We start from the raw sequence: 20,422 nt of genomic DNA on the forward strand, positions 1-20,422 counted from the left end.
AGAAGGAGGATGTCCCGGTCGCCAAGACCGTTGTCGGGACAATCGAGCCAGTCGAAACCGTTGCAATCCGCCCGCAGATCGATGGCGTCGTTGTCGCCAAGAACGTGGCGGACGGCCAGATGGTCAACGCGGGCGACATTCTTTTCAAACTCGATGATCGCGCCATCAGGGCAACGCTCGACAAGGATCAAGCATCGCTGACCAAAGATGAGGCCAGCCTTGGTGCGGCAAAGCTTGACCTTTCCGGTGCCCAGAACCTTGCCAAGCAGCGGGTCGATACCGACCAGCAGGTCTATCAGTCTGAGGCCGCGGTAAAGGTGCTTGAGGCGATGATTGAAATGGACAAGGCGCAGATCAGCGCCGACCAGGTGCAACTGTCCTACATGACCATCGCCGCACCCATCGACGGGCGCGTCGGCGTCGTCAATACATCCGTCGGCAATCTGGTGCGCACAGACGATACGACGAGCCTTTTGACCATTACCAGAATGGCGCCGCTGCGCGTTGCCTTCACCCTTGCCGAAAGCGACCTTCCTGCGCTGAGGGCGGCAGTCGCGACCCATCCGGCGGCGGTTAAGATCAAGCTTCCCGGCAGGAACGACACCGTCGCGAACGGCACGCTCAACTTCATCGATTCAAGCGTCGATACCGCTTCGGGGACCATCGTTCTTAAAGCAGATGTCGCCAATGAGGATGGCGCGCTATGGCCGGGCCAGTATGTAACCACCGTTGTCGATCTCAGCGTGCAGAAGGACGCGACGACGGTTCCGCTGATTGCCGTACAGCAAGGCAATAGCGGCTCCTTTGTCTTCCTCGTCCATCCCGACAAGAAAGTGGCGATGCAGAACGTCACCCTTGGCAATACAGCTGGTGATACCGCGGTCATCGCGTCGGGCGTAAAGCCGGGGGACGAGGTTGTGGTCGATGGCCAGTTGCACCTTCAGGACGGAGCAACGGTTCAAACCACCACGAAGGAAGCGCAAGCTGCCCCCGGTAAGAACGCCGGCGGCGATGCTGCAAAGGCGCTGCCCGCTGAGGCCGCGCAATGAACCTCTCGGCAATCTTCATCCGGCGACCGATTGCGACGATATTGCTGTCGGTCGCTCTCGCAGCTTCCGGGATCTTTGCCTACAAGTTCCTGCCGGTCGCGGCGCTGCCTCAGGTCGACTTTCCGATCGTCACTGTTTCAGCGAAACTCCCCGGCGCGTCTCCCGACACGATGGCCAATGCCGTCTCGACCCCGCTCATCAAGCAGTTTTCGACGATCCAGGCCATCTCCACGATCAGTGCAACCAGTACACTCGGATCAACACAGATTACGCTTGAATTCGATCTCGATCGCAACATCGACCAGGCCGCCGCTGACGTCGAGGCGGCGATCGCCAGCACGCTGCGCAAGCTGCCGCCCAATATGACAACGCCTCCGAGCTACCGGAAAACCAACCCCGCCGATGCGCCGGTCGTGCTCGTTGCGCTGCAGAGCGACACGATGCAGCTGTCGAAACTCGACGACTACGCAGAAAACGTCATGTCACCGGCCTTCTCGACAATCAGCGGCGTTGGCGAGGTCCAGGTTCTGGGCACCAAGCAATATGCGGTGCGCGTGGAAGTCGATCCCAATGCGGCCACGGCGCGCGGCATCGGTCTCGACGAGTTGACGAACGCGGTCGCAGCCAAGAACTCCATCGCCCCGGTCGGCACTATATCGAGCCCGACGCAGCAGTTAGCGATCGAGGCCGATACGCAGGCGCAGAATGCCGATACCTTCCGCCAGATCATCGTTGCGGCTCCCAACGGCAAGATGGTGCGACTTGGCGATGTGGCGCGTGTCATCGATTCCGTCGCAACGACGCAGACCGAAAGCAGGTATGACGGCAAGCCTTCGTTGGTCCTGGCGGTCTTTCGCCAACCTGGCGCCAATACGGTCGACGTTGTCGATCGCGTGCGCGAAGTCCTTCCTCAGTTCGAAAAGGACCTCGGCCCGTCAGCAGGCATCCACATCATCAACGACCGTTCTGCGTCAATCCGCCAGGCTGTTTCCGACGTTGAGTTCACCCTGCTGTTGACGATCGGCCTGGTGATCCTGGTTATTTTCGTGTTCCTGCGCCGGCTGTCGGCAACCCTGATTCCTGTCATCGCCGTTCCGCTGTCGCTGATTGCAACGCTTGGCGTCATGTATTTGCTTGGCTTTTCGATCGACAACATTTCACTGCTTGGCCTTACCCTTTCGGTAGGGCTCGTCGTCGACGATGCCATCGTGATGCTGGAAAACATAACCCGGCACATCGAAGACGGCATGTCACCATTTGAAGCGGCGCTAAAGGGCAGCGAGGAAATCGGCTTTACCATTATTTCGATCACCACGTCGCTCGTCGCGGTCTTCATACCGATTTTGCTGATGGGCGGCGTTGTCGGGCGCATCTTCAACGAGTTTGCCGTCGTCGTTACCGTTGCGATCTGCGCTTCAGCCCTGATATCACTGACCCTGACGCCCATGCTGTGCAGTCACCTGCGTGATCACCAACCTGCGCTAGACAAAGCCAAGCCGCGGACCGAGCGTATCTTCGATGCAGTTCAGTCAGGTTATGGCCGGATTCTCGACATTTGCCTGCGCGCGCGTCCGTTAATCCTCGTCATTTTTGTTTTGACGGTCGTTGCCACCGTCTATCTCTTTTCAACGATCAACAAGGGCTTTTTGCCGACCGAAGATATTGGGCAATTGTCAATCTCGACCGAAGCGCGGCAGGACATATCTTACGACGCAATGGTGGCGTTGCAAAAGCAGGTGGCGGACGCCGTGTCCAGCCGTCCCTATGTCGCGCACGTCGTCTCGAATGTTGGCGGCGGCTTCAACTCGGCCAGCCTCAACCAGGGTCGATTGTTCGTGGAGCTCAAGCCCAAGTCGCAACGGGCGCCGCTTGAGGCGTTGCTGCGTGACCTGCGCCAGACCCTTGCCAGAATCCCGGGCATCACAAGCTATCCTGTCGCAGTGCAGAACCTGCGCATTGGCGGCGTCTCCTCGAACGCCCAATATCAATACGTTTTGCAGAGCGTCAGTTCGACCGATCTTTATCCCTGGTCACAAAAAATGCTCTTGGCAATGCAGCAGGAACGCCAGACCTTCGTTGATGTATCAAGCAATCTGCAGAACAACGCCCTTCAGGCCAATCTCGTCATCGACCATGACAAGGCGCAACTGCTCGGCATCAATTCCGATCAGTTGCGCAATACGCTCTACTATGCCTTCGGCACGAACCAGGCATCGACCATCTTTGCCACCGGCGACAGCTACGAGGTCATCGTCGAGCTCGACCCCGATATTCCATGGACTGCCGACAAGCTCGACCAGATGCAAATCCGCTCGACCACCACCAACAAGCTCATCCCGCTTTCCGCCTTTGCCCGGGTCGAGCGAACGACCGGCCTTCTCGCGGTCAACCAGCTCGGCCAGCTTCCGGCCGTCACGATTTCCTTCAACCTGCCGCAGGGCGTGTCGCTCGGCCAGGCCATACAGGAATTAGACACGCTGAAAACGCAACTTGGCGTGCCGTCGACGATAACATCAAGCTTCACCGGGTCGGCCCAGGTGTTCGAGCAATCGCTCGCCAATCAAGGCCTGCTCGTTGGCGCAGCGATCCTGACGATCTATATCGTCCTTGGCATCCTCTATGAGAGTTTTGTTCACCCGCTGACCATTCTGACGGGCTTGCCGGCCGCGGCCGCAGGCGCGCTCGCAACGCTTGAACTCTTCGGCTACGACCTCAGCGTGATTGCCATCATTGGCATCTTGATGCTGATCGGCATCGTCAAAAAGAACGCCATCATGATGATTGACTTTGCCCTTGTCCGGCAAAGGGCGGGCGAAAGCTCATTGGACGCTATTCGCGAGGCCTGTCTCGTGCGCTTCCGGCCGATCATGATGACGACCCTTGCTGCCTTGATGGGCACCATACCAATTGCCATTGGCGCAGGCGCAAGTTCTGAACTGCGCCAACCGCTCGGCGTTGCAGTCGTCGGCGGCCTCGTTGTCTCGCAGGTTCTGACACTCTTCATCACGCCGGTAATCTTCCTTTACATGGAAGACGTTTCGCGGTTCCTCGCCAAAACCGCAAAGCGATGGTCGCACCCACAGGTGCCTTCGGCGGCAGAGTAACAAGAGCTGCCCAAAACATAGGCAAAATGACGCCCGCCGGTGTCGAAATTTTGGGCTTCAAAATTGCCGTTTATCGATTGCCTAGGGGCGTCGCCCAGAGGCGAGATGAGGATGCCTCCGGCATATCAGCAATTCACTGGATTTGGAGCGCTGCCCGCAGCTGCCACGATAGTTGGCACGTAAATTGCTTGAATGGAATTATCCGGCAAGGTGCGCCCAATTCAACGAGACGCTTCAAGCAGGGATCCCTAAGGCCCCATTACGTGTGAGAGAACGAACATGACAAAATACAAGCTCGAGTACATCTGGCTCGACGGTTATGAACCGGTGCAGAATCTTCGCGGCAAGACGCAGATCAAGGAATTCGCACAATTCCCGACGCTTGAACAACTTCCTCTCTGGGGCTTTGACGGCAGCTCGACCAACCAGGCCGAAGGCCGCAGCTCGGATTGTGTGTTGAAGCCGGTTGCCGTCTATCCGGACCCCGAACGCAATAACGGCGTTCTTGTCATGTGCGAAGTCATGATGCCCGATGGCGTAACGCCGCATTCTTCCAACAAGCGCGCAACAATCCTCGACGATGAAGGCGCATGGTTCGGCTTTGAACAGGAATATTTCTTCTACAAGAATGGCCGTCCGCTCGGCTTTCCCGACGCCGGTTACCCGGCCCCGCAGGGTCCGTACTATACCGGGGTCGGTTACAGCAATGTCGGCGATATCGCCCGCAAGATTGTTGAAGAACATCTCGACATCTGCCTTGCTGCCGGCATCAACCACGAAGGCATCAACGCGGAAGTCGCGAAAGGCCAGTGGGAATTCCAGATTTTCGGCAAGGGCTCCAAAAAAGCCGCAGACGAGGTCTGGCTTGCGCGCTACCTGATGCTGCGCCTTACCGAAAAGTACGGCATCGACATCGAATGGCATTGCAAGCCGCTTGGCGATACCGACTGGAACGGCTCAGGTATGCACGCCAACTTCTCGACGACCTACATGCGTGAAGTGGGCGGCAAGGAGTATTTCGAAGATCTGATGGCTGCGTTCGAAGCGGCTCGAGCCGATCATATCGCTGTCTACGGCCCGGATAACCACATGCGCCTCACCGGCAAGCACGAGACGCAGTCGATCCATACATTCAGCTATGGCATTGCCGACCGTGGTGCCTCGATCCGCGTTCCGCACAGCTTCGTCAACAATGGCTATCGCGGTTATCTGGAAGATCGGCGTCCAAACTCGCAAGGCAACCCTTACGAGATCGCCTCGCAGATCCTCAAGACGATTGCTTCGGTTCCAGCCGAATTCGAGCAGCAGCTCGCAGCAGCAGAATAGTTGCACTGTCACGGCACAACGCATCGTTGTGCCGTGACTTCCTCGATCGAATTCAAGGGACGTAAGTCGAAGCCATTGTGGGGAGGTATGGCATTTTTCTAATGTAGCTTTAAATCGTCTTCAAGCCACACCTAAAGCTTTGGATGAGCTTGGCGGCTGAGCGCATCTTGGCGACCCATTGCATGACACTTTCATATTCGATTTCAGCCACCACCAGCGCCAGTTTCAGTGTATCTCTCTTATTATGATCCCGATTATAAGAATCGTAATTATAACCGAAGATGCGCTATGGACACCTTTGCAGGTAAGGAACGCGAGCTACTTTAGGTTGCGCGACAAGTCGACGGCATCGCTGATCATAGCATATCGACGCCGTCACATCGGCGGGTCAGGGCTGGTGCGGCAGGCTGCTGTCGGCCGCAAAGAAATCTGCCTCCAAGCGACGCGCGTTTCCTCGATTAGCGGCCAGGCAGGGAGCGAAGATAAGTGCCATGAGCGCCTTGCTGTAGGATGCCAACTCACTCCAGTGCCCAGGGCCGCGAAAGGAGCAAAGGAGCCAGCAAGAAGCACCCTTGAGAGGCATGGGGAGCAGCGGTTCGTTGAATCCTGCGGTGAAGTCTCCGTTGCTGACACACCCCATGGCGAATGCGTTCTTCATTGTCGAACGTCAATTCCGCGCAACGACTGGCGGCGCAAGGAAATCATGCTTGGTGTTACCAAGGTAAGACACCGCACCTGCGAACGCGAAGATGCTGGCCGCGGTCAAAACTGCAATGATCACCATATCTCTCGTATGCAAGGGATCAGGCCGCATAGTCAACTCCATCGGGTGTGCGAGCATTGTGCTGATGAACGCGTCCTTTTTGCAATAAGCCTGGAGGTGATCATAATTGTTTAGCCCCCGGCAGGAGGCTTTGCTTTCCGCACAGGCGAATAGCGATTGTAGTTACCTCATCTTATGTTCGTGCGAACGATGATCGTTCTCAGCATGGTCGCACCTTACGCGCCGTCAAACCAGTTCCCGCGTTTCCGCCTGATCTTTTGACAGCGTCAAGGCGTTCGGATCACTGGTGGCTTCTCCTGCATGACCAAAGCGGGCTCGTCTCAGATCGACAACGAACCTTGGCCAACTTCAGGAAAACCACATTTGTCCCGCAAGACCGGGCAGGACGAGGAGCCAGCCCGTAGGCGTGGTCAACGTCCCTTAGGCGTCTCGAGACGCTTTGTCGTAGTGCTGAAGGCAGCAGGGGCGGCTGCTTCCGGTGTCTTGCTCTGTTTTGGTTTACGGACTTCCTTGTTGCTGCGCATTTGACCTTTCGCCACGATCGTATTCTCCTGTTGATATGGTTATGGATGAGAAGGCCGGCGGTCGCCCTGTCGGCTTTTGTGGTTGTTCCGTGGTGCGTCCTCCACGCTGGCTATGGAGTGTACACCTCAAAGCGATAATGCCCTAATTGGACGGTAAGCTCTTGCCAGCTAACAGCCTCTGAACGATATCGTTGCAGCGCCACGCGCCGCCGTCGAGCGCCACCCATCTGGCGCATTTTTGCCTGGCGAGGCGCGAAAAAGGTTCTGCCACCATCCGGTCAGACCTTTAGAGGCACCTCTTTCAGTCTATCCACCTCGCTGAACGCAACAAGCCGTTGGCTGGTCTCGTCCCAAAGCACGAGCTTCACGCATCGAAGGCTTTCCCCAATGGTGATGCGCCCAATATCGCCCAGCTCGGGATGGTCCTTGAGAACCTCGGGAAGGCGGTAAAATGGGACTTTGCTTGACAGGTGGTGGACGTGATGGATGCCGATGTTTCCGGTCATCCAACGCAGAACGAGTGGCAGGTCGTAGTGCGAGGCACCGTGGATGGCCGCGTGGGCGAATTGCCATCAGGTGGCTTCGACCAATGGGTCGTCTCAAACTGATGCTGCACGTAAAACAGCCAGACACCCGCTGAGCCGGCCAACAACACGATGGGCAGATGAACGAGAAGAAACGACGACAAGCCGATGCTCCAGGTGATCAAAACGGTGATGATTGCCACGGCCGCGTTGGTCGTCATCGTTGAAATCCAGGGCAGGGATCCCTCGCGCATCAAACCGCATGGCAGCCTTTGCTTGAACAGGAACAGCCATGCCGGGCCAATACCGAACATCACGAGCGGATGCCGGTACATGCGATATCCAATTCGCGCCCAACGCGACAAAGCCCTATACTCTGCAACGGTAAGGGTTGTGATATCGCCAATGCCACGCTCGTCGAGGTTTCCCGAGAATGCATGATGCTTGGCATGTGCGTGCCGCCAGTAATCGTAGGGCGTCAGCGTCAAAATTCCGATGGCTCGACCTGTCCAGTCATCAAAGCGGCGGCGGCCGAAGAACGATCCATGCCCGCAGTCGTGCTGGATCATGAACAGGCGAAGCAGGAATCCGGCCGCAGGTACGCTCAAAACCAGACCGACCCAGTACCCGTAGTGGACAGCCCCCCACGACAATAGCCAAAGCGCCACAAAGGGAACGACCGTTATGATGAGTTCGAATGAACTGCGAACTGGCCGAGGCTGACGATACTTCGAAAGCATTTTGAGCAATCGGGTTTCTGCATTGCCTGAAGATGCAGGGGCGGGCGAATTCATCGAACAAACCTTTGTGTTGAGGCAAAAAAGGGAATGGCGGTGTTTGCGCCACACCGACCATGGCCAGCGCCTCATCGTTTAAGTGGGCGCTGCGACGAAAAAACTGTCAGTTGGCGTCCGTCGTTCAAAATAATCAGAATTTGTGACAGGCATGCACCCTATCCACAAACACCTAATGTCAGACCTTCGTGGCGCGCTTCAATATGAGCGCGGCAGTTGCGCTTGTCCGATCCGCAAATTCCTTTGCCAGACGGGCCTGCCTTAGCCGCAAGGTTTTTTCGTCGCGGGCTTGAACGGCTGAGTTCAGCTCCTCGAACGCCCGTTCTCTTGCCAAGAATTGCGATTGGACCTTGCCAAAGGCGAGCTCGGCCTGCTGGCGGGATTTGTTTGGTGTGCGTGTCATGGAATTCCTGGTGTTAATGGGCCCGGCTAGACGAGCGCCAATAAAAGGCCAGGCATGAATGCCTGACCTTTATGGCGATGATCGTGCCATTCCATCCGTCGCCAAAGGAAACAAGCTACCGTTTCACGCAGCCTGCAGATTACAAGCCGACATTTTGCCCGACTTTTTGTCGCGCTCCAGGTCATAGGCGAGCTTTTGACCTTCAACGATTTCGCGCATCCCGGCACGTTCGACAGCCGAAATATGAACGAATGCGTCTGCTCCGCCGTCGTCAGGCTGAATGAAACCGAACCCCTTGGTCGCATTAAACCATTTTACAGTTCCAGTGGTCATGATGAACCCTTTCATAGCGTATGAATGTCCGCCGAACGCAAGCGCTGCGGGTGAAAATAGCGATTTTTGAAAGAAAGGTTCGTTCAGGGCGCGGTTGCCAGATGCGCGATTACCAAAGCTCACCAAGCAAATATCGGTATTTCGTTGTTAAAGATCCATCCGCCCAATGTCAACTTTCGGTTCTTGCTTTGAGGGAGGGTTCTCCTTGCCCATTTCCCGATCCGATGCCTTTAAGGCGCGCCGTCTTGCCTTTAGAAGCTCGTGGTTCTTGGCATACCAGGCTTTCTGGTGGACCCGATATCTGTCCGGATATGCCTCGCGCCATTGTCGCGCTCGCTCGGCATCCTTGGCTCGCGCCTCAAGTGACGGGGGATCGTTCGCGCGCCACTTACGCATCTTCTGCGCATTCCTGGCCTTCCGCTCGGCCTCCTTCTCCTCAGTGCCTTTTCTCATTGGTTTTCCATCGGCGATTTGTCATGCATCGCCATATATTGAGCATTGTGGACCTAACCGGTCAGGAATGCCACAAAGCCCATCGCTCGAGGGCAAGCGTGGGTCGAGACCTGAGGGCGTTAGCGGAGGCTGACACTTTTTTCTCAAAGGGGGCTGACTCGCAAAAAGGGGGGGCCGTCGGGCACAAGCTTGTTTGTTCAAGGCTATGCCGACGCCTTGCGGTTGCGACTTGGGCGGCGTTAACTCAATCGTGATGCGACGAATTCTATCCGCATCTGGATAGACGCGTGGGCCAAGGCTACGCTAAAACTTAAAAAGCCGCTTCCCGGCAAATGAGCTGCTCATGCTGGAAAGCGTGCTTTAAACTTGGGGGAGGGACGATGACCATCGAGAGACCGCAACGCTTGCGCAGCGATCCCGGGCGATTTCACCAGTGTCAGTTGGCGATCGAAGATGAGCTGATCGAGCTTGTCGGCAGGGCATGCGATGCCGGTTGGCACCGTGATGAGATCCTGTGCGCGATGATGGAGGTCATCGACGATCTTGCGCTCGCACGTCGCGAGGATGTCGCCATTTCGGTCGAGATGCGTGTCGCGCGCCTCCTGGGGAAAAACCGGGGCTGACGCAAGCACGAAGCCCGCGTATCTTCGCTCAGCCCATCTTGCTGGTGCGCAATGGCAAGCCGGACGCAACGACTTTTGCATCCGCGTCCTTGACGCCAATCTCAGCCAGTTTGGCAACGAGCGCTCCCCGGATCGGACCTGCCTGATCCGTCGGCCCAATGATGATGCGATCGATCAGTTCCGGAAGCTCGATCCCCGTCAGATGGTTGTCCGGATCGTTCTTCAGCGGCAGGGCATAAATCGGCTGCGGCACCTGGTCGATCAGCTGCTGCGTCCTGAAGAGCCGCCTGGAAGGCCAGAGCAAGGGATTGGTCAGAACGCGCCATTCGCGTTCATCGCGCAATCCTGGATGTTTCCAACAGGTGATGGCGAACAGCAGCATGAGAAACACCACCTCCGTCAGGGCTCCCTTGCTGAGCTTCGACAGAAAGTCGCGGTTGGACGCAACGCGGTGCGCCACCAGTTTGAACTCGTCGTCAAACTGCTTGTTCGTCCAGTAGGTGACCGGGCCCGGATAGGCCTGCAGCGCATCGGTCATGTTGACGAAGGGTGCGACGTTGACGACGGCAGCAACGCCAATGGCATTATCCTTAAAGGCGCGCCACATCGACAGCCTGCCGGTCGCGTGTTCTTCAAGATCATGCTCGGCAACCGACAGAACATAGGTCTCGTCGCGCAATCGCGGCAACCATTGCGTGAATTTCTTGACGCCATCTGCCCAGACGCCGGGCATGCAAAATTCGAGCGTTTGCACCAGCGGCGCCGTGCGCCCGTTGTCCTCGAGCCACTCCTGAACCCTGGCGGCCGCGTATTGCGTATCGCTGTCGTCATTCATGCACCGCGCATTTCGAAACCAGACTTCCTGCCGGTCGAGAATGCGGAAAAGGTTGGCCGCCGTCGTATAGTGGACGAAGCGCGAGTGCCGTTTGATCGACGCGCGTCCCTCAAAGGCAGTCGGCATAAAAATGCTGAGCATTTTGACGACGACCGGATCCCATTCTTCCATTTCACACCGCGATTCTAGAGTGGCAAGGCGCCACTTTGCGCCCGCCGCCCGCGATCAGCAATGCTTCGAATTGATGCGTCCACTCCTATCGATCTTTGTTACAAACAGATGTCGGTGACGCGCGCCAACGCACGGATTTCACTGCCCGCAGAAGCGTATCGTTGCCGTTCCGATCGACTGGATTTTTCCGTTGGCGTTAACAACGCTCGCGCAGACCGTCGTACGCGAATTCCACCAGTAGGCAGTGCCATCCTGAAAGCTCACGGAAGCATAGCCGCGAGCCTTCATCTGGCTTGCAGCAGAGGCTGCGGGCTTGTTGACGAGGTCTGCAAGATCGGCAGGCGCGCCGCTTCCCGCCGCAGCGGTAGCGGCCATGCCAGGCGCCAGGGTTGAGGCGGGAACTGCGTTCGCATCATCGCCAGTTGACTGGCATCCCGCCATCATACATGTCGTCAAGAGTGTCAGTGCTAGCAATGCAACGCGCATGTTCATGTCTCCCCCTCAGACCAGTCCCTTAAGCAGTTTGGCATGTCCTTGTTGAAAGTGCACCTGGAAGAATGCGCGGGCGCAGTGACCGCAAAGACCTAAATTCCGTTCGGCCTCTAAATGCCGGGTCACTGTTGGCGCAACGTCACCTCAATGGCAGTGCCGCTGCATATGGTCTGGTAGACAACGCAGTAACGTTCGGTCAGCTTGATGAGCTGGTCAAGCACCTCCTGCGGCGCATCCGTCTCAAGGTCAAAGGCAAGACGGATTTGCCTGAAGCCCACCGGTGCATCCTTGGCGACACCGAGCGTTCCGCGGAAGTCGAGGTCGCCTTGCGCCGAGACGATGCCGGACTTCAAACGTATGTCGAGAGCAGTGGCAACGGCCTTGAGGGTGACGCCCGCGCAGGCGACCAGTGCCTCGAGCAGCATGTCGCCGGAGCAGAGTTCAAGACCGGAGCCGCCCGTGGCCGTGTGCAAGCCCGCGACGGCGAGCGCACGGCCGGTTTCCACCTTGCAGGCGATGGTGGCATCGTCGATGCTGCCGCGTGCCGTCAGCGTGATTGAGGCGTCTGCGGGTCTTGCCCGGTAACGTTCCTTGATCGGCGCCTGAATGGCGCGCAATGCAGCAGCATCCATGATGTTTCTCCAATGGGACCCTCGCGCCGTCCAAGAATAACACATTTGCCAGGACCGTTCGCGTGGCTGTCCCCTTGGTAGAACGGATCGCTTATGCGCCCTTCGGCTTCACGTTCTGGTTCATGCGGAACAGATTAAGCGGATCGTAGCGCTGTTTTATTGCAGCAAGACGCTGATAGTTTTCGCCATAAGCCTCCTCGACACGGTCGACTTCGTCGCCAGGCATGAAGTTGACATAGGCGGTTCCGGTTGCATGCGGCCGCATGGCATCATAAAGGCCGCGCGCCCACCCGATACATGCCTTGTCCATCTCCGGCTCACGCCAGCGCGCATGCACGTTCATTACGAAATGCGAGTTGCGCTGGGGAAACGCCGTCGCCTCAAGTGGAACACGCCCGGCCGCGCCGCCGACATGGGCGGTGAAAATCTCGCATTCGGGTCCCGGCAGATTACGCACGGCCTCGATGAGGACCCGGATCGCCGTATCCGAAAGCTCAGCAAGATCGTGGCTCTTCCAGTAGTTGCGGGCGCCTGGCGCCAGCAGGGGATCGAATGCCTGCTGCCAGCCGGCAAACGGCGCCGGTCCGACGACATCGGCAATCGGCGTGCCGATCGACCGCAGACTCGCCGTCGCCCGTTCGCCGTCCTCAAGGGCGCCACAATAGCACATGGCCAGAACGAGCACTTCCTTGCCATGCCATTCTTCCGGCAGGAACGGCAGCGGCGGCGCCTTTCGCATGACGGTCCAGCAGGTCAATTCGTCAGGCGCCGTTGCGAGCGCGGCACGATAGTCCTTGAGCACGGTTTCAGCATCAGCGAACGGATGGACAACGAGGCCGGCCAGGACCTCCGGTCCGACCTTGTGCAATTTGAACTCGAATGCCGTCACGACCCCGAAGTTACCGCCGCCACCGCGCAGTGCCCAAAAGAGGTCCGGGTGCTCGCTTTCGCTCGCGCGCACAAGTTCTCCGTCAGCCGTCACTACATCTGCAGACAAAAGATTGTCGATCGTCAGGCCGAATTTGCGGGTGATCCAGCCGAAGCCGCCACCAAGCGTAAGACCGGCAATGCCCGTGGTCGAATTGATACCCGTCGGCACCGCGAGGCCGAGCGCCTGGGTTTCTCTATCGACATCGGCGAGTGTTGCTCCAGGTTCCACCCGGGCGCGCTGTGCTGCCTGATCCACACTGACCGATTTCATTTGCGACAGATCAATCACCACGCCGCCCTCGCAGATGGCCGTGCCGGCGATGTTGTGTCCGCCACCACGCATGGAAACGAGAAGACCGTCGCCGCGGGCAAAGCGCACGGCATTAACAACGTCGTTGGCATCAGCACAGCGGATGATGAGGCCGGGCTTGCGGTCGATCATGCCGTTCCAGATTGCTCTTGCCTCGTCATAGGAGGCGTCCCTTTCCCTAAGGAGGCTGCCGTGCATTTGCGCCGCAAGCGCTTCGAGCGCACTGGCGCTGATATTTTTCGTACCGGATTCCAAAGTAGAAATGCCCAATTCGTTCATGATCCATTCCTCCGTTGGGCGGGAAGCGCTTCCTGCCCTTCAACGGTGATTCTGAGCCTTCGCGGGCATTCCCGCAAGTTCTGGAACTGTACCGACCTACATGCGACAAGATCGAAATAAAAACGTTTTTATTTTACTTGAAATCGTTTTTATTGGCTGTTACCTCTGTTGCAAACCGCGTGAGCCTGGAGGAGACATGGCCACAGATCCAACAAGAGTGCCCATTAAGCGACCGGCAACCATCAAGACGCTGGCCGATACGACCGGCTACTCGATCGCCACAATCTCAAAGGCTCTGCGCGGCTCGCCGGTGGTTGCACCGGCAACGCGCGATGCGATCTTTGCGGCGGCGCGCGCGGCGGGCTACCAGGCCAATGCCCGGGGCATGGCGCTGCGCACCGGCAAGACCTACCAGGCCGCGGTCCTGATGCCCGTGACCGCAGCCGATGACTACGAGTGGGACGGCGTCGAATATACCCAGATCCTCAGCGGCATCAGCCAGGCTCTCGAGGGCAGCGACTATCGCATGACCGTACATGTCATCCGCGATGCGGCCGATGGCTGCGAGGTGGCGCGCCGGATTGTCGCTCAAGGTCTCGCCGACGGGCTCATTTTTTCCGGCATCCTTGCCGAGGATCCGCGCATCGACTTTCTCGTCGACAGTGATTTCCCGTTTGTGTCGCTCGGCCGCTGTCGCAAGCCGCTTGCCTACGCCCATGTTGACATCGACAATGAATGGGCAGCCCACGCAGCAACAGCCCGCCTGATCGCCGGGGGCCATCGGCGCATCGCCCTTATCAACCCGCAGCGCCGGCTTTCCTACGCCATGGACAGGATCGACGGGTTTCATCGGGCCTTTCGGGAGGAAGGGCTCGAGGCATCGAGCGACCTTGTCGCGGAAGGCGATCTTTCCACCCGTTTTGGCCGGCAAAGCGCCATCGACCTGATGCGGTTGCCAAAGCCGCCGACGGCCTTCGTGTGCGTCAACGAATCGACAACGCTCGGCGTCCTTTCGGCGCTCGGCAGCCTTGGACGGCGCATTGGCCACGATGTCGATGTCATCGCCTATGACGACATCAATGTCAGCGCCTATTTCACCCCGCCCATCACCACTTTCTACCAGCCGATCGAGGTGCTTGGACGCGCGCTTGGACAGTTTCTGTTGCGGCGCATGGCAGGCGAGGGCCCGCAGGCGCTGCGGCAGGTCTTCAGACCTACAATGATCGAACGGCAACCGGACGGCATGGCCGTGCGGCCTGCCTGACGCACACCATCAACAAGAAGAGGAGGAACCCTATGAAGAAACTTGTCATTGCTCTTTTGTTATCCGCCCTGGCGTCAAATACGACCCACGCCGCCGATCTCGGCGGCAAGCTCCTGAAGGTCGGCTCGGATACGACATCGCCGCCAATGGAAAGCGTCGATCCGGCAACCAACCAGATCGTCGGCTTCGACGTCGACGTGATCAACGCCATCTGTGCCAGGATCAATTGCCAGACAGAGTTTGTGACGACGGGCTGGGATGGCATTTTTGCCGCACTCGATCAGGGCAATTTCGATCTCGTCGCTTCGGGCGTTTCGATCACCGACGAGCGCAAGAAGGCAATGGATTTCTCCGAGCCCTACATCGTCAACAGCCAGGCCGTCCTGATGCGTGTCGCCGATCAGGGCCTTTCGATCGACGAATTCAAGGCCAAGGGCAAAAAGCTGTCGGCACAGGCAAACACCACGGACGCGCAGGTGGCCGAGGGCATTGTCGGCAAGGAGAATGTCATTGCCTATGACAGTTTCAGCGCCTCGGTGATTGCCCTGAAGAACAAGGACGTGGACGGCGTCGTCATCAACGGTGCCAACGCTGCCGCCTATGAGCGGGAGTTCGCCGGCGAACTCGTCGTCGCCATCAGGGATCTTGAGTCCGATCCGCTAGGCCTCGTCTTCCGCAAAGGCGATCCCAACATCGCCGCCTTCAATGAAGGTCTTCACGCAATCAAGGCCGATGGCACGCTCGATGGGCTGGTCGGCAAATATTGGGGCCAAAAATAAAAGGACCTGCCCCTGGGTTCATCACTCAGGGGCGATCATTGCAACTGATCGGAAGAATGAATGTCGTTCCTGACACGCGTGCGGCCCAGCAATCTCATTATCCTGACCGCATTGCCCTTCATCGTCTATCTCTTTGCCGCTTCGAGCGCCTACCAAAGATCGCTTCGTGCCATCCTTGGCATCGAAAACGGGTCGGCGGCATTCGTTCCAGGCTTCCTCGTTCTGGCGACTGGCTTTGCCGCCGGCATTGCCGTTCTGACCTTTTCGCGCAAGAAGGCATATCGTCCTCGTCTGGCGCGGGCAGCCGCTTTCCTCAACCTTGTGGCAGCCGCAGTGGCCATGTCTGGCGCCGTCGTCCATCCCTTCATCGCCTCGGTCATCGCCAACGCCGTCGACCCCTTTACATCGACCCTCGTCGTAAAGGGCGTAACACCAAGGCAATTGACCCCGGCAGCCGATCTCATGGTGGGCAATGCCGAGGCAGTGCTTTATTCGGCCTATTTCGTCACGACCGTCATTGGCCTTTTTCTCTTCCTTTGGGGCGGGCGGGGCAGCGAGGCGGGTGAGGGCGGGTTTCGACGCGCAGGGCGCCTTATCCTTGGACTTGTCAATGGTGCGGGCCTGATATTCGTTCTTTTCTTCGCCCACATCGCCTTTGCCGCCGGCGTTGCCACAACCATTCGTGCCGCCGTCGCCGCCTATATTCTGGCGGCCGTCCTTGGTCTTGCCTGGGTCGGGCTCTTGCAGCTCCACTATACAAGGCGTACCAGCCTTATTTTCACGACGGCAACGCTCGCCCTTGCACTCGCCGCCGCCTTTTTCCTTTCAAGGCCCCGCGACAGCTATGTGCTGGCCGGATCACTCACTGGCAAGGTTGCGGTCATCAGCAATACGCCCGCAGCGTTGATCGGCGCCGTCCGCTACGGTCAGTATCCGGGCGCGCCGGCCGCCGAAACCCCGCTTCGCACCTTTCTCGGTCCCCTCGAGGCCATCGCCGCCGTGAAAAAGAATGAGGACGTCTCCGCAGCATTGATGCCGGCAGCCGCGGTCCCCGGCACTTGGCCGATCCTCTGGCAGGTCGAGACGCTCAACGACCGCGACCGGACGGCCGGCATTACTTTGGCCGTTGTCGCCATCATCGTCGGGCTTCTTACCTTCGGCGGCTTTCTGCATCGCCGCCATCCTCTGGCGATCGGATCAGAGTTCGTTGTCGACACGATCCGCGGCATTCCGATGCTGGTCATCGTCCTTTATGTCGGCCTGCCGCTCAGCGGCGCGCTCAAGGACGCAAGCGGAGGCCTTGTCGATCCGCCAAACATCATCCGCGGCATCGTCGCGATGGCGCTTGCCTATTCGGCCTATCTCGCCGAGATTTTCCGCTCCGGCATCAACGCCATTCCCGCCGGCCAGATCGAGGCGGCGCGCAGCATTGGTCTCAATCGCTTACAGACCGCGCGCCTCGTGGTATTACCGCAGGCCTTCCGCATCATCATTCCGCCCCTCGGCAACGAATTGATCGCCATCCTCAAGGACACATCGTTGCTGTCGATCCTGTCGATCCGCGACATTACCCAGCGTATGCGCGAGTTTCAGTCGGCAAGCTTCCTGCCCTTCGCGCCCTATAACTCGGCGGCCATCTTCTACATTTTCCTGACGCTTGCCGCGGCAAGCATCGTCAACATGATCGAGAGAAAATATGACATCAAGCATCGCTAGTGAACGACAAGCCCTCGAAGCCCGCGCCAGGAGCCTCGTCCTGCCGAAAGGTTTTGTCTTCGGCGCCGCGACGGCCGCCTACCAGATCGAGGGCGCGCCGCAGGCCGATGGCAAGGGGGAGAGCATCTGGGACCGTTTCTGCAGGCTTGACGGCGTCATTGCCGACGGGTCGAGCGGCGACATCGCATGCAACCATTATCACCTCTGGCGCGAGGATATCGCCGTCATGAAGGATCTCGGGCTTGATGCCTATCGTTTCTCGCTTGCCTGGTCTCGGCTTTTCCCTTTGGGCGCCGGCCGTGCCAATGCGACTGGGTTTGCCTTTTACGACCGCCTGATCGACGGCCTTCTTGAAGCCGGCATCGAACCCTTCCTGACGCTTTACCACTGGGACCTGCCACAAGCGCTGCAGGACAAGGGCGGCTGGTACAGCCGTGAGACGGCGGAACATTTCGCAAATTATGCGGCGGCGGCCGCCGCCGCCTATGGCGACCGCGTCAAACGCTGGACCACGCTCAATGAGCCCTGGACCTTCTGCTGGTCCGGCCATGCAACCGGTGAGGATGCGCCAGGGCTCAATGATGGTGCGAAGGGCGGGGTTTCGGCGAGCCATCACGCCTTGCTTGGCCACGGTCTTGCCGTTCCCGCCATCCGCGCCGAGATCGCCGATGCATCGGTCGGGATCGTCTTTGATCTTAACGTCGTCGAGGCCGCCTCGAGCGATCCTGCCGACGTCGCCGCCGCCCGGCGTTTCGACGGTGCCCAGAACCGCTGGTTCCTCGATGCCGTCTTCAAGGGGCGCTATCCTGATGACATGCTGGCGCTCTATGGCAAGCTATTGCCGGATATCCGCCCGCAAGACAACGCGATCATCGCCGCACCCGTGGACTATCTCGGCGTCAATATCTATCGCCGCTCAGTGATCGCCGAGGGAACGGAGCTTGCGCCGCTCAATTTTCAGCGCATCCAGCCGGAAGGCAGCTACTCGGCGGTCAACTACGAGATCTGGCCCCGCTGCATCTATGACATCCTGCACTATGTCAGCGACAATTATGCGCCCAAAGCAATCTTCATCTCCGAAAACGGCGTGGCGACCAAGCCAGAGACAGTTTCAAGCGACGGTCACGTCTGGGATGACCTGCGTGCAAAATATTATGTCGACCACCTGGAAGAGGTGAGCAAGGCCGCGGGCGAAGGCGTTCCGGTCAAGGGCTATTTCGCCTGGACGCTGACCGACAACTTCGAATGGGCCTACGGCTATACGACCCCGTTCGGTATTACCCACGTCGATTTTGCAACACAGGTGCGACGGATCAAATATTCCGGCAAGATCTTTGCAATCATCGCCGGCGAGGGCAAGACCCTCACCGAGACGAAACCGAGCGCCCGTCTTGCCTGACGGGCGGGTCGCCCGGCGCAGCGTCCTTATCACCGGCGCATCGCGCGGCCTTGGGCGTGAACTGACACTGCAATATGCGGTCGCTGGCTGGAACGTGTTCGCCTGCAGCCGCGCGGGCGCGACCTCAGGCGGACAAGACGGTGCCGAGCATCACGTATTGGATGTTGCCGACGCCGGTTCGATCGCTGGTCTCGCCGAAAGGCTTCGGGGAAGACCCATTGACGTCCTGATCAACAATGCCGCAATACGCGGCGGTACCGGCGGGCTGTCGAAACTTGACGCTGACGATTTTCTGAGCGTCATGCGGGTCAATGCGCTTGCGCCGCTCCTGGTCGTGCGCGCATTCCTGCCCAACCTTTTGGCCGGACGGCGCAGGCTCATTGCCAATATAAGTAGCCGCGCCGGCTCGATGGCCGAAGGGACGATCGGCGATGCCGATGGAGATTATTCCTATCGCTGTTCCAAGGCGGCTCTCAACATGGCAACGACCAAACTTGCCGTCGATCTGAAGCACCTGGACATTAAAGTGCTGTCACTGCATCCAGGCTGGATCAAGACCGACATGGGTGGCCACGAGGCCGATACCGGCGTGACTGAAAGCGCCGCCGGGATTATGGCAATCATCGAGCGCGCCGGTTCGGCCGATAGCGGCAGCTTCCGTACGTTCGAAGGAAGAGCGGTGGCGTGGTGAGGTCCTGACAGCCAGGTCGGCGACTCTTCCTTGCCAGAGCAGGCTCACACATCCATTCTGAGAACTTCATTGCCTCTTGGCGCGCACTCCAAGTCTATACTATCTGGCCAGCGACCGCATTTAGATCGGAGGCCGCGGGGACGACCTAACAAACGATCAGCGGATGACGTGGACGGCATGCGGGAACAAATAGAGCGACGTCAAGTGTTTCGAAAACTAAAAAAGGTCGAGCCTCATTGAAGCTCAATCGTCCCGTCGATGGTGTGGGTGAGCCCGACATTGTCGAGCGTGAGTACCACCTTGGCTGTCAGAGTCTCGCTGCCTTTTAGCCGGCCGTCGGCTATCGCCTCGCGGATAGCCATTTCGATCTCGCGCTGGGAAGTGATGCCGACAACTTTGAGGAACCGGCGCAGCGAGTTGTTGAGGGCCTCTTCGTTCATGGCAATCTCCAATGAAACCTGGCTTTCGGCCAGCAATTCGATCAGGTTCCGTGAGCCAATTCCGCATCATGATGGGCATGCATCAACGGACGCCTATTGTTATTGTCACCATAAGTCGTCTTCGTCAGCGAATCATCCACTATTGTCGAAAAGCGCGCCAGAATTGATATGGCGTAGGCGGCGCCGCGTTTGTTACCTTTTGTCTTGGGGTTGGCCAGCTTGCAATTCCATGCTGCGCGTCTTGTGGGCGACATGGCTCCGAGGCGCCCAGACGTAGTCCTTATCTTTCGTCAGCATATGCCCCATAGCGCCGTCAGCTTTCTTGTCACGCCGACGGCTGCCACCTGATCGCCGCCCTCTGGCCCTGACCTGGAAGAAAAAGCCGTGCAAGGAACCTGGCACCTTCCGCTGCCCAGGCCGCCTCCACCCACAGCGCGCGGGCATGACCGGGTCCGGCCTTGCCGATCCGGCCAAGACGACAGCAGCCCGGATCACATCACGATCACCGACCATGCCGTTGGTAGGATCAAATTCCGCCCATACGGCTCCAACGAGGAGGGATCATGG

The 20,422-nt window shown here is 58.5% G+C and carries 17 protein-coding genes and 1 pseudogene; 9 read left to right on the plus strand and 9 right to left on the minus strand.

Going from position 1 to position 20,422, the window contains the following annotated elements; genetic code table 11:
* The 3 genes from AAAB35_RS26340 to AAAB35_RS26350 form a co-directional block, all read left to right on the plus strand.
* Positions 1 to 1,049 (plus strand): efflux RND transporter periplasmic adaptor subunit (locus AAAB35_RS26340; RefSeq protein ID WP_340671291.1); only part of this gene is annotated, 1,049 nt, incomplete at its 5' end.
* Positions 1,046 to 4,153: an efflux RND transporter permease subunit gene (locus AAAB35_RS26345; RefSeq protein WP_340671292.1), complete on the plus strand. Its 3,108-nt coding sequence runs from the start codon at positions 1,046 to 1,048 to the stop codon at positions 4,151 to 4,153. The genes AAAB35_RS26340 and AAAB35_RS26345, both read left to right, overlap by 4 nt.
* A gap of 279 nt (positions 4,154 to 4,432) precedes the next feature.
* Positions 4,433 to 5,479, plus strand: a complete 1,047-nt coding sequence (locus AAAB35_RS26350) for a glutamine synthetase beta-grasp domain-containing protein (RefSeq protein WP_340671293.1) — start codon at positions 4,433 to 4,435, stop codon at positions 5,477 to 5,479.
* Between the two features lie 1,586 nt (positions 5,480 to 7,065).
* Here AAAB35_RS26350 and AAAB35_RS26355 read toward each other — a convergent pair.
* The 4 genes and pseudogenes from AAAB35_RS26355 to AAAB35_RS26370 form a co-directional block, all read right to left on the minus strand.
* A pseudogene (locus tag AAAB35_RS26355) lies at positions 7,066 to 8,105 on the minus strand (fatty acid desaturase).
* A 178-nt stretch (positions 8,106 to 8,283) separates the two neighbouring features.
* Positions 8,284 to 8,508 (minus strand): hypothetical protein, encoded by a 225-nt coding sequence (locus AAAB35_RS26360; protein ID WP_340671294.1) that lies wholly within the window; start codon positions 8,506 to 8,508, stop codon positions 8,284 to 8,286.
* A gap of 123 nt (positions 8,509 to 8,631) precedes the next feature.
* The gene (locus AAAB35_RS26365; RefSeq protein WP_340671295.1) at positions 8,632 to 8,841 is read right to left on the minus strand and encodes a cold-shock protein; all 210 of its coding nucleotides are present in this window, start codon (positions 8,839 to 8,841) and stop codon (positions 8,632 to 8,634) included.
* Positions 8,842 to 8,988: 147 nt separating this feature from the next.
* Positions 8,989 to 9,294, minus strand: a complete 306-nt coding sequence (locus AAAB35_RS26370) for a hypothetical protein (RefSeq protein WP_340671296.1) — start codon at positions 9,292 to 9,294, stop codon at positions 8,989 to 8,991.
* A gap of 380 nt (positions 9,295 to 9,674) precedes the next feature.
* Between AAAB35_RS26370 and AAAB35_RS26375 the strand changes: the two genes are divergently transcribed.
* Complete coding sequence (locus AAAB35_RS26375; protein ID WP_340671297.1) at positions 9,675 to 9,917, plus strand: hypothetical protein; 243 nt, start codon at positions 9,675 to 9,677, stop codon at positions 9,915 to 9,917.
* Between the two features lie 28 nt (positions 9,918 to 9,945).
* Here AAAB35_RS26375 and AAAB35_RS26380 read toward each other — a convergent pair whose 3' ends face one another.
* The 4 genes from AAAB35_RS26380 to AAAB35_RS26395 form a co-directional block, all read right to left on the minus strand.
* A complete protein-coding gene (locus AAAB35_RS26380) occupies positions 9,946 to 10,923 on the minus strand; it encodes a DUF2971 domain-containing protein (RefSeq protein WP_340671298.1) in 978 nt (325 codons plus the stop codon).
* Positions 10,924 to 11,061: 138 nt separating this feature from the next.
* Positions 11,062 to 11,409 carry a hypothetical protein gene (locus tag AAAB35_RS26385; RefSeq protein ID WP_340671299.1) on the minus strand — a complete coding sequence of 116 codons (348 nt, stop codon included), beginning with the start codon at positions 11,407 to 11,409 and terminating at the stop codon, positions 11,062 to 11,064.
* Between the two features lie 128 nt (positions 11,410 to 11,537).
* A complete protein-coding gene (locus AAAB35_RS26390) occupies positions 11,538 to 12,047 on the minus strand; it encodes an OsmC family protein (protein WP_340671300.1) in 510 nt (169 codons plus the stop codon).
* Between the two features lie 91 nt (positions 12,048 to 12,138).
* Positions 12,139 to 13,566, minus strand: coding sequence for an FAD-binding oxidoreductase (locus AAAB35_RS26395; RefSeq protein WP_340671301.1), 1,428 nt, complete (start codon positions 13,564 to 13,566; stop codon positions 12,139 to 12,141).
* A 196-nt stretch (positions 13,567 to 13,762) separates the two neighbouring features.
* On the opposite strand from AAAB35_RS26395, the gene AAAB35_RS26400 reads away from it, so the two are divergent.
* Genes AAAB35_RS26400 through AAAB35_RS26420 form a run of 5 tightly spaced genes read left to right on the plus strand, consistent with a single transcriptional unit; the run spans position 13,763 to position 19,415 of the window.
* Positions 13,763 to 14,830 carry a LacI family transcriptional regulator gene (locus AAAB35_RS26400; protein ID WP_340671302.1) on the plus strand — a complete coding sequence of 356 codons (1,068 nt, stop codon included), beginning with the start codon at positions 13,763 to 13,765 and terminating at the stop codon, positions 14,828 to 14,830.
* Between the two features lie 32 nt (positions 14,831 to 14,862).
* Positions 14,863 to 15,609, plus strand: coding sequence for a transporter substrate-binding domain-containing protein (locus AAAB35_RS26405; protein ID WP_340671303.1), 747 nt, complete (start codon positions 14,863 to 14,865; stop codon positions 15,607 to 15,609).
* Positions 15,610 to 15,669: 60 nt separating this feature from the next.
* Positions 15,670 to 17,325 (plus strand): amino acid ABC transporter permease, encoded by a 1,656-nt coding sequence (locus tag AAAB35_RS26410; protein WP_340671304.1) that lies wholly within the window; start codon positions 15,670 to 15,672, stop codon positions 17,323 to 17,325.
* Entirely contained in the window at positions 17,306 to 18,724 is a 1,419-nt protein-coding gene (locus AAAB35_RS26415; protein ID WP_340671305.1) for a GH1 family beta-glucosidase, read from the plus strand. The genes AAAB35_RS26410 and AAAB35_RS26415 overlap by 20 nt, the downstream gene beginning before the upstream one ends.
* Positions 18,717 to 19,415, plus strand: coding sequence for an SDR family oxidoreductase (locus tag AAAB35_RS26420; protein WP_340671306.1), 699 nt, complete (start codon positions 18,717 to 18,719; stop codon positions 19,413 to 19,415). The genes AAAB35_RS26415 and AAAB35_RS26420 overlap by 8 nt, the downstream gene beginning before the upstream one ends.
* 233 nt (positions 19,416 to 19,648) lie before the next feature.
* On the opposite strand, the gene AAAB35_RS26425 is transcribed toward AAAB35_RS26420, so the two are convergent.
* On the minus strand, positions 19,649 to 19,855 hold the full coding sequence (locus tag AAAB35_RS26425) for a DUF6494 family protein (protein ID WP_340671307.1): 207 nt from the start codon (positions 19,853 to 19,855) through the stop codon (positions 19,649 to 19,651).
* Positions 19,856 to 20,422 lie beyond the last annotated feature (567 nt).

It is taken from the genome of Phyllobacterium sp., from assembly GCF_037994425.1.
Classification (GTDB): Bacteria; Pseudomonadota; Alphaproteobacteria; order Rhizobiales; family Rhizobiaceae; genus Phyllobacterium.

Coding starts and splice junctions, on each gene's coding strand:
- AAAB35_RS26345 (WP_340671292.1), top strand. CDS start 1,046: ATGAACCTCTCGGCAATCTTCATCCGGCGACCGATTGCGACGATATTG.
- AAAB35_RS26350 (WP_340671293.1), top strand. CDS start 4,433: ATGACAAAATACAAGCTCGAGTACATCTGGCTCGACGGTTATGAACCG.
- AAAB35_RS26360 (WP_340671294.1), bottom strand. CDS start 8,508: ATGACACGCACACCAAACAAATCCCGCCAGCAGGCCGAGCTCGCCTTT.
- AAAB35_RS26365 (WP_340671295.1), bottom strand. CDS start 8,841: ATGACCACTGGAACTGTAAAATGGTTTAATGCGACCAAGGGGTTCGGT.
- AAAB35_RS26370 (WP_340671296.1), bottom strand. CDS start 9,294: ATGAGAAAAGGCACTGAGGAGAAGGAGGCCGAGCGGAAGGCCAGGAAT.
- AAAB35_RS26375 (WP_340671297.1), top strand. CDS start 9,675: ATGACCATCGAGAGACCGCAACGCTTGCGCAGCGATCCCGGGCGATTT.
- AAAB35_RS26380 (WP_340671298.1), bottom strand. CDS start 10,923: ATGGAAGAATGGGATCCGGTCGTCGTCAAAATGCTCAGCATTTTTATG.
- AAAB35_RS26385 (WP_340671299.1), bottom strand. CDS start 11,409: ATGCGCGTTGCATTGCTAGCACTGACACTCTTGACGACATGTATGATG.
- AAAB35_RS26390 (WP_340671300.1), bottom strand. CDS start 12,047: ATGGATGCTGCTGCATTGCGCGCCATTCAGGCGCCGATCAAGGAACGT.
- AAAB35_RS26395 (WP_340671301.1), bottom strand. CDS start 13,566: ATGAACGAATTGGGCATTTCTACTTTGGAATCCGGTACGAAAAATATC.
- AAAB35_RS26400 (WP_340671302.1), top strand. CDS start 13,763: ATGGCCACAGATCCAACAAGAGTGCCCATTAAGCGACCGGCAACCATC.
- AAAB35_RS26405 (WP_340671303.1), top strand. CDS start 14,863: ATGAAGAAACTTGTCATTGCTCTTTTGTTATCCGCCCTGGCGTCAAAT.
- AAAB35_RS26410 (WP_340671304.1), top strand. CDS start 15,670: ATGTCGTTCCTGACACGCGTGCGGCCCAGCAATCTCATTATCCTGACC.
- AAAB35_RS26415 (WP_340671305.1), top strand. CDS start 17,306: ATGACATCAAGCATCGCTAGTGAACGACAAGCCCTCGAAGCCCGCGCC.
- AAAB35_RS26425 (WP_340671307.1), bottom strand. CDS start 19,855: ATGAACGAAGAGGCCCTCAACAACTCGCTGCGCCGGTTCCTCAAAGTT.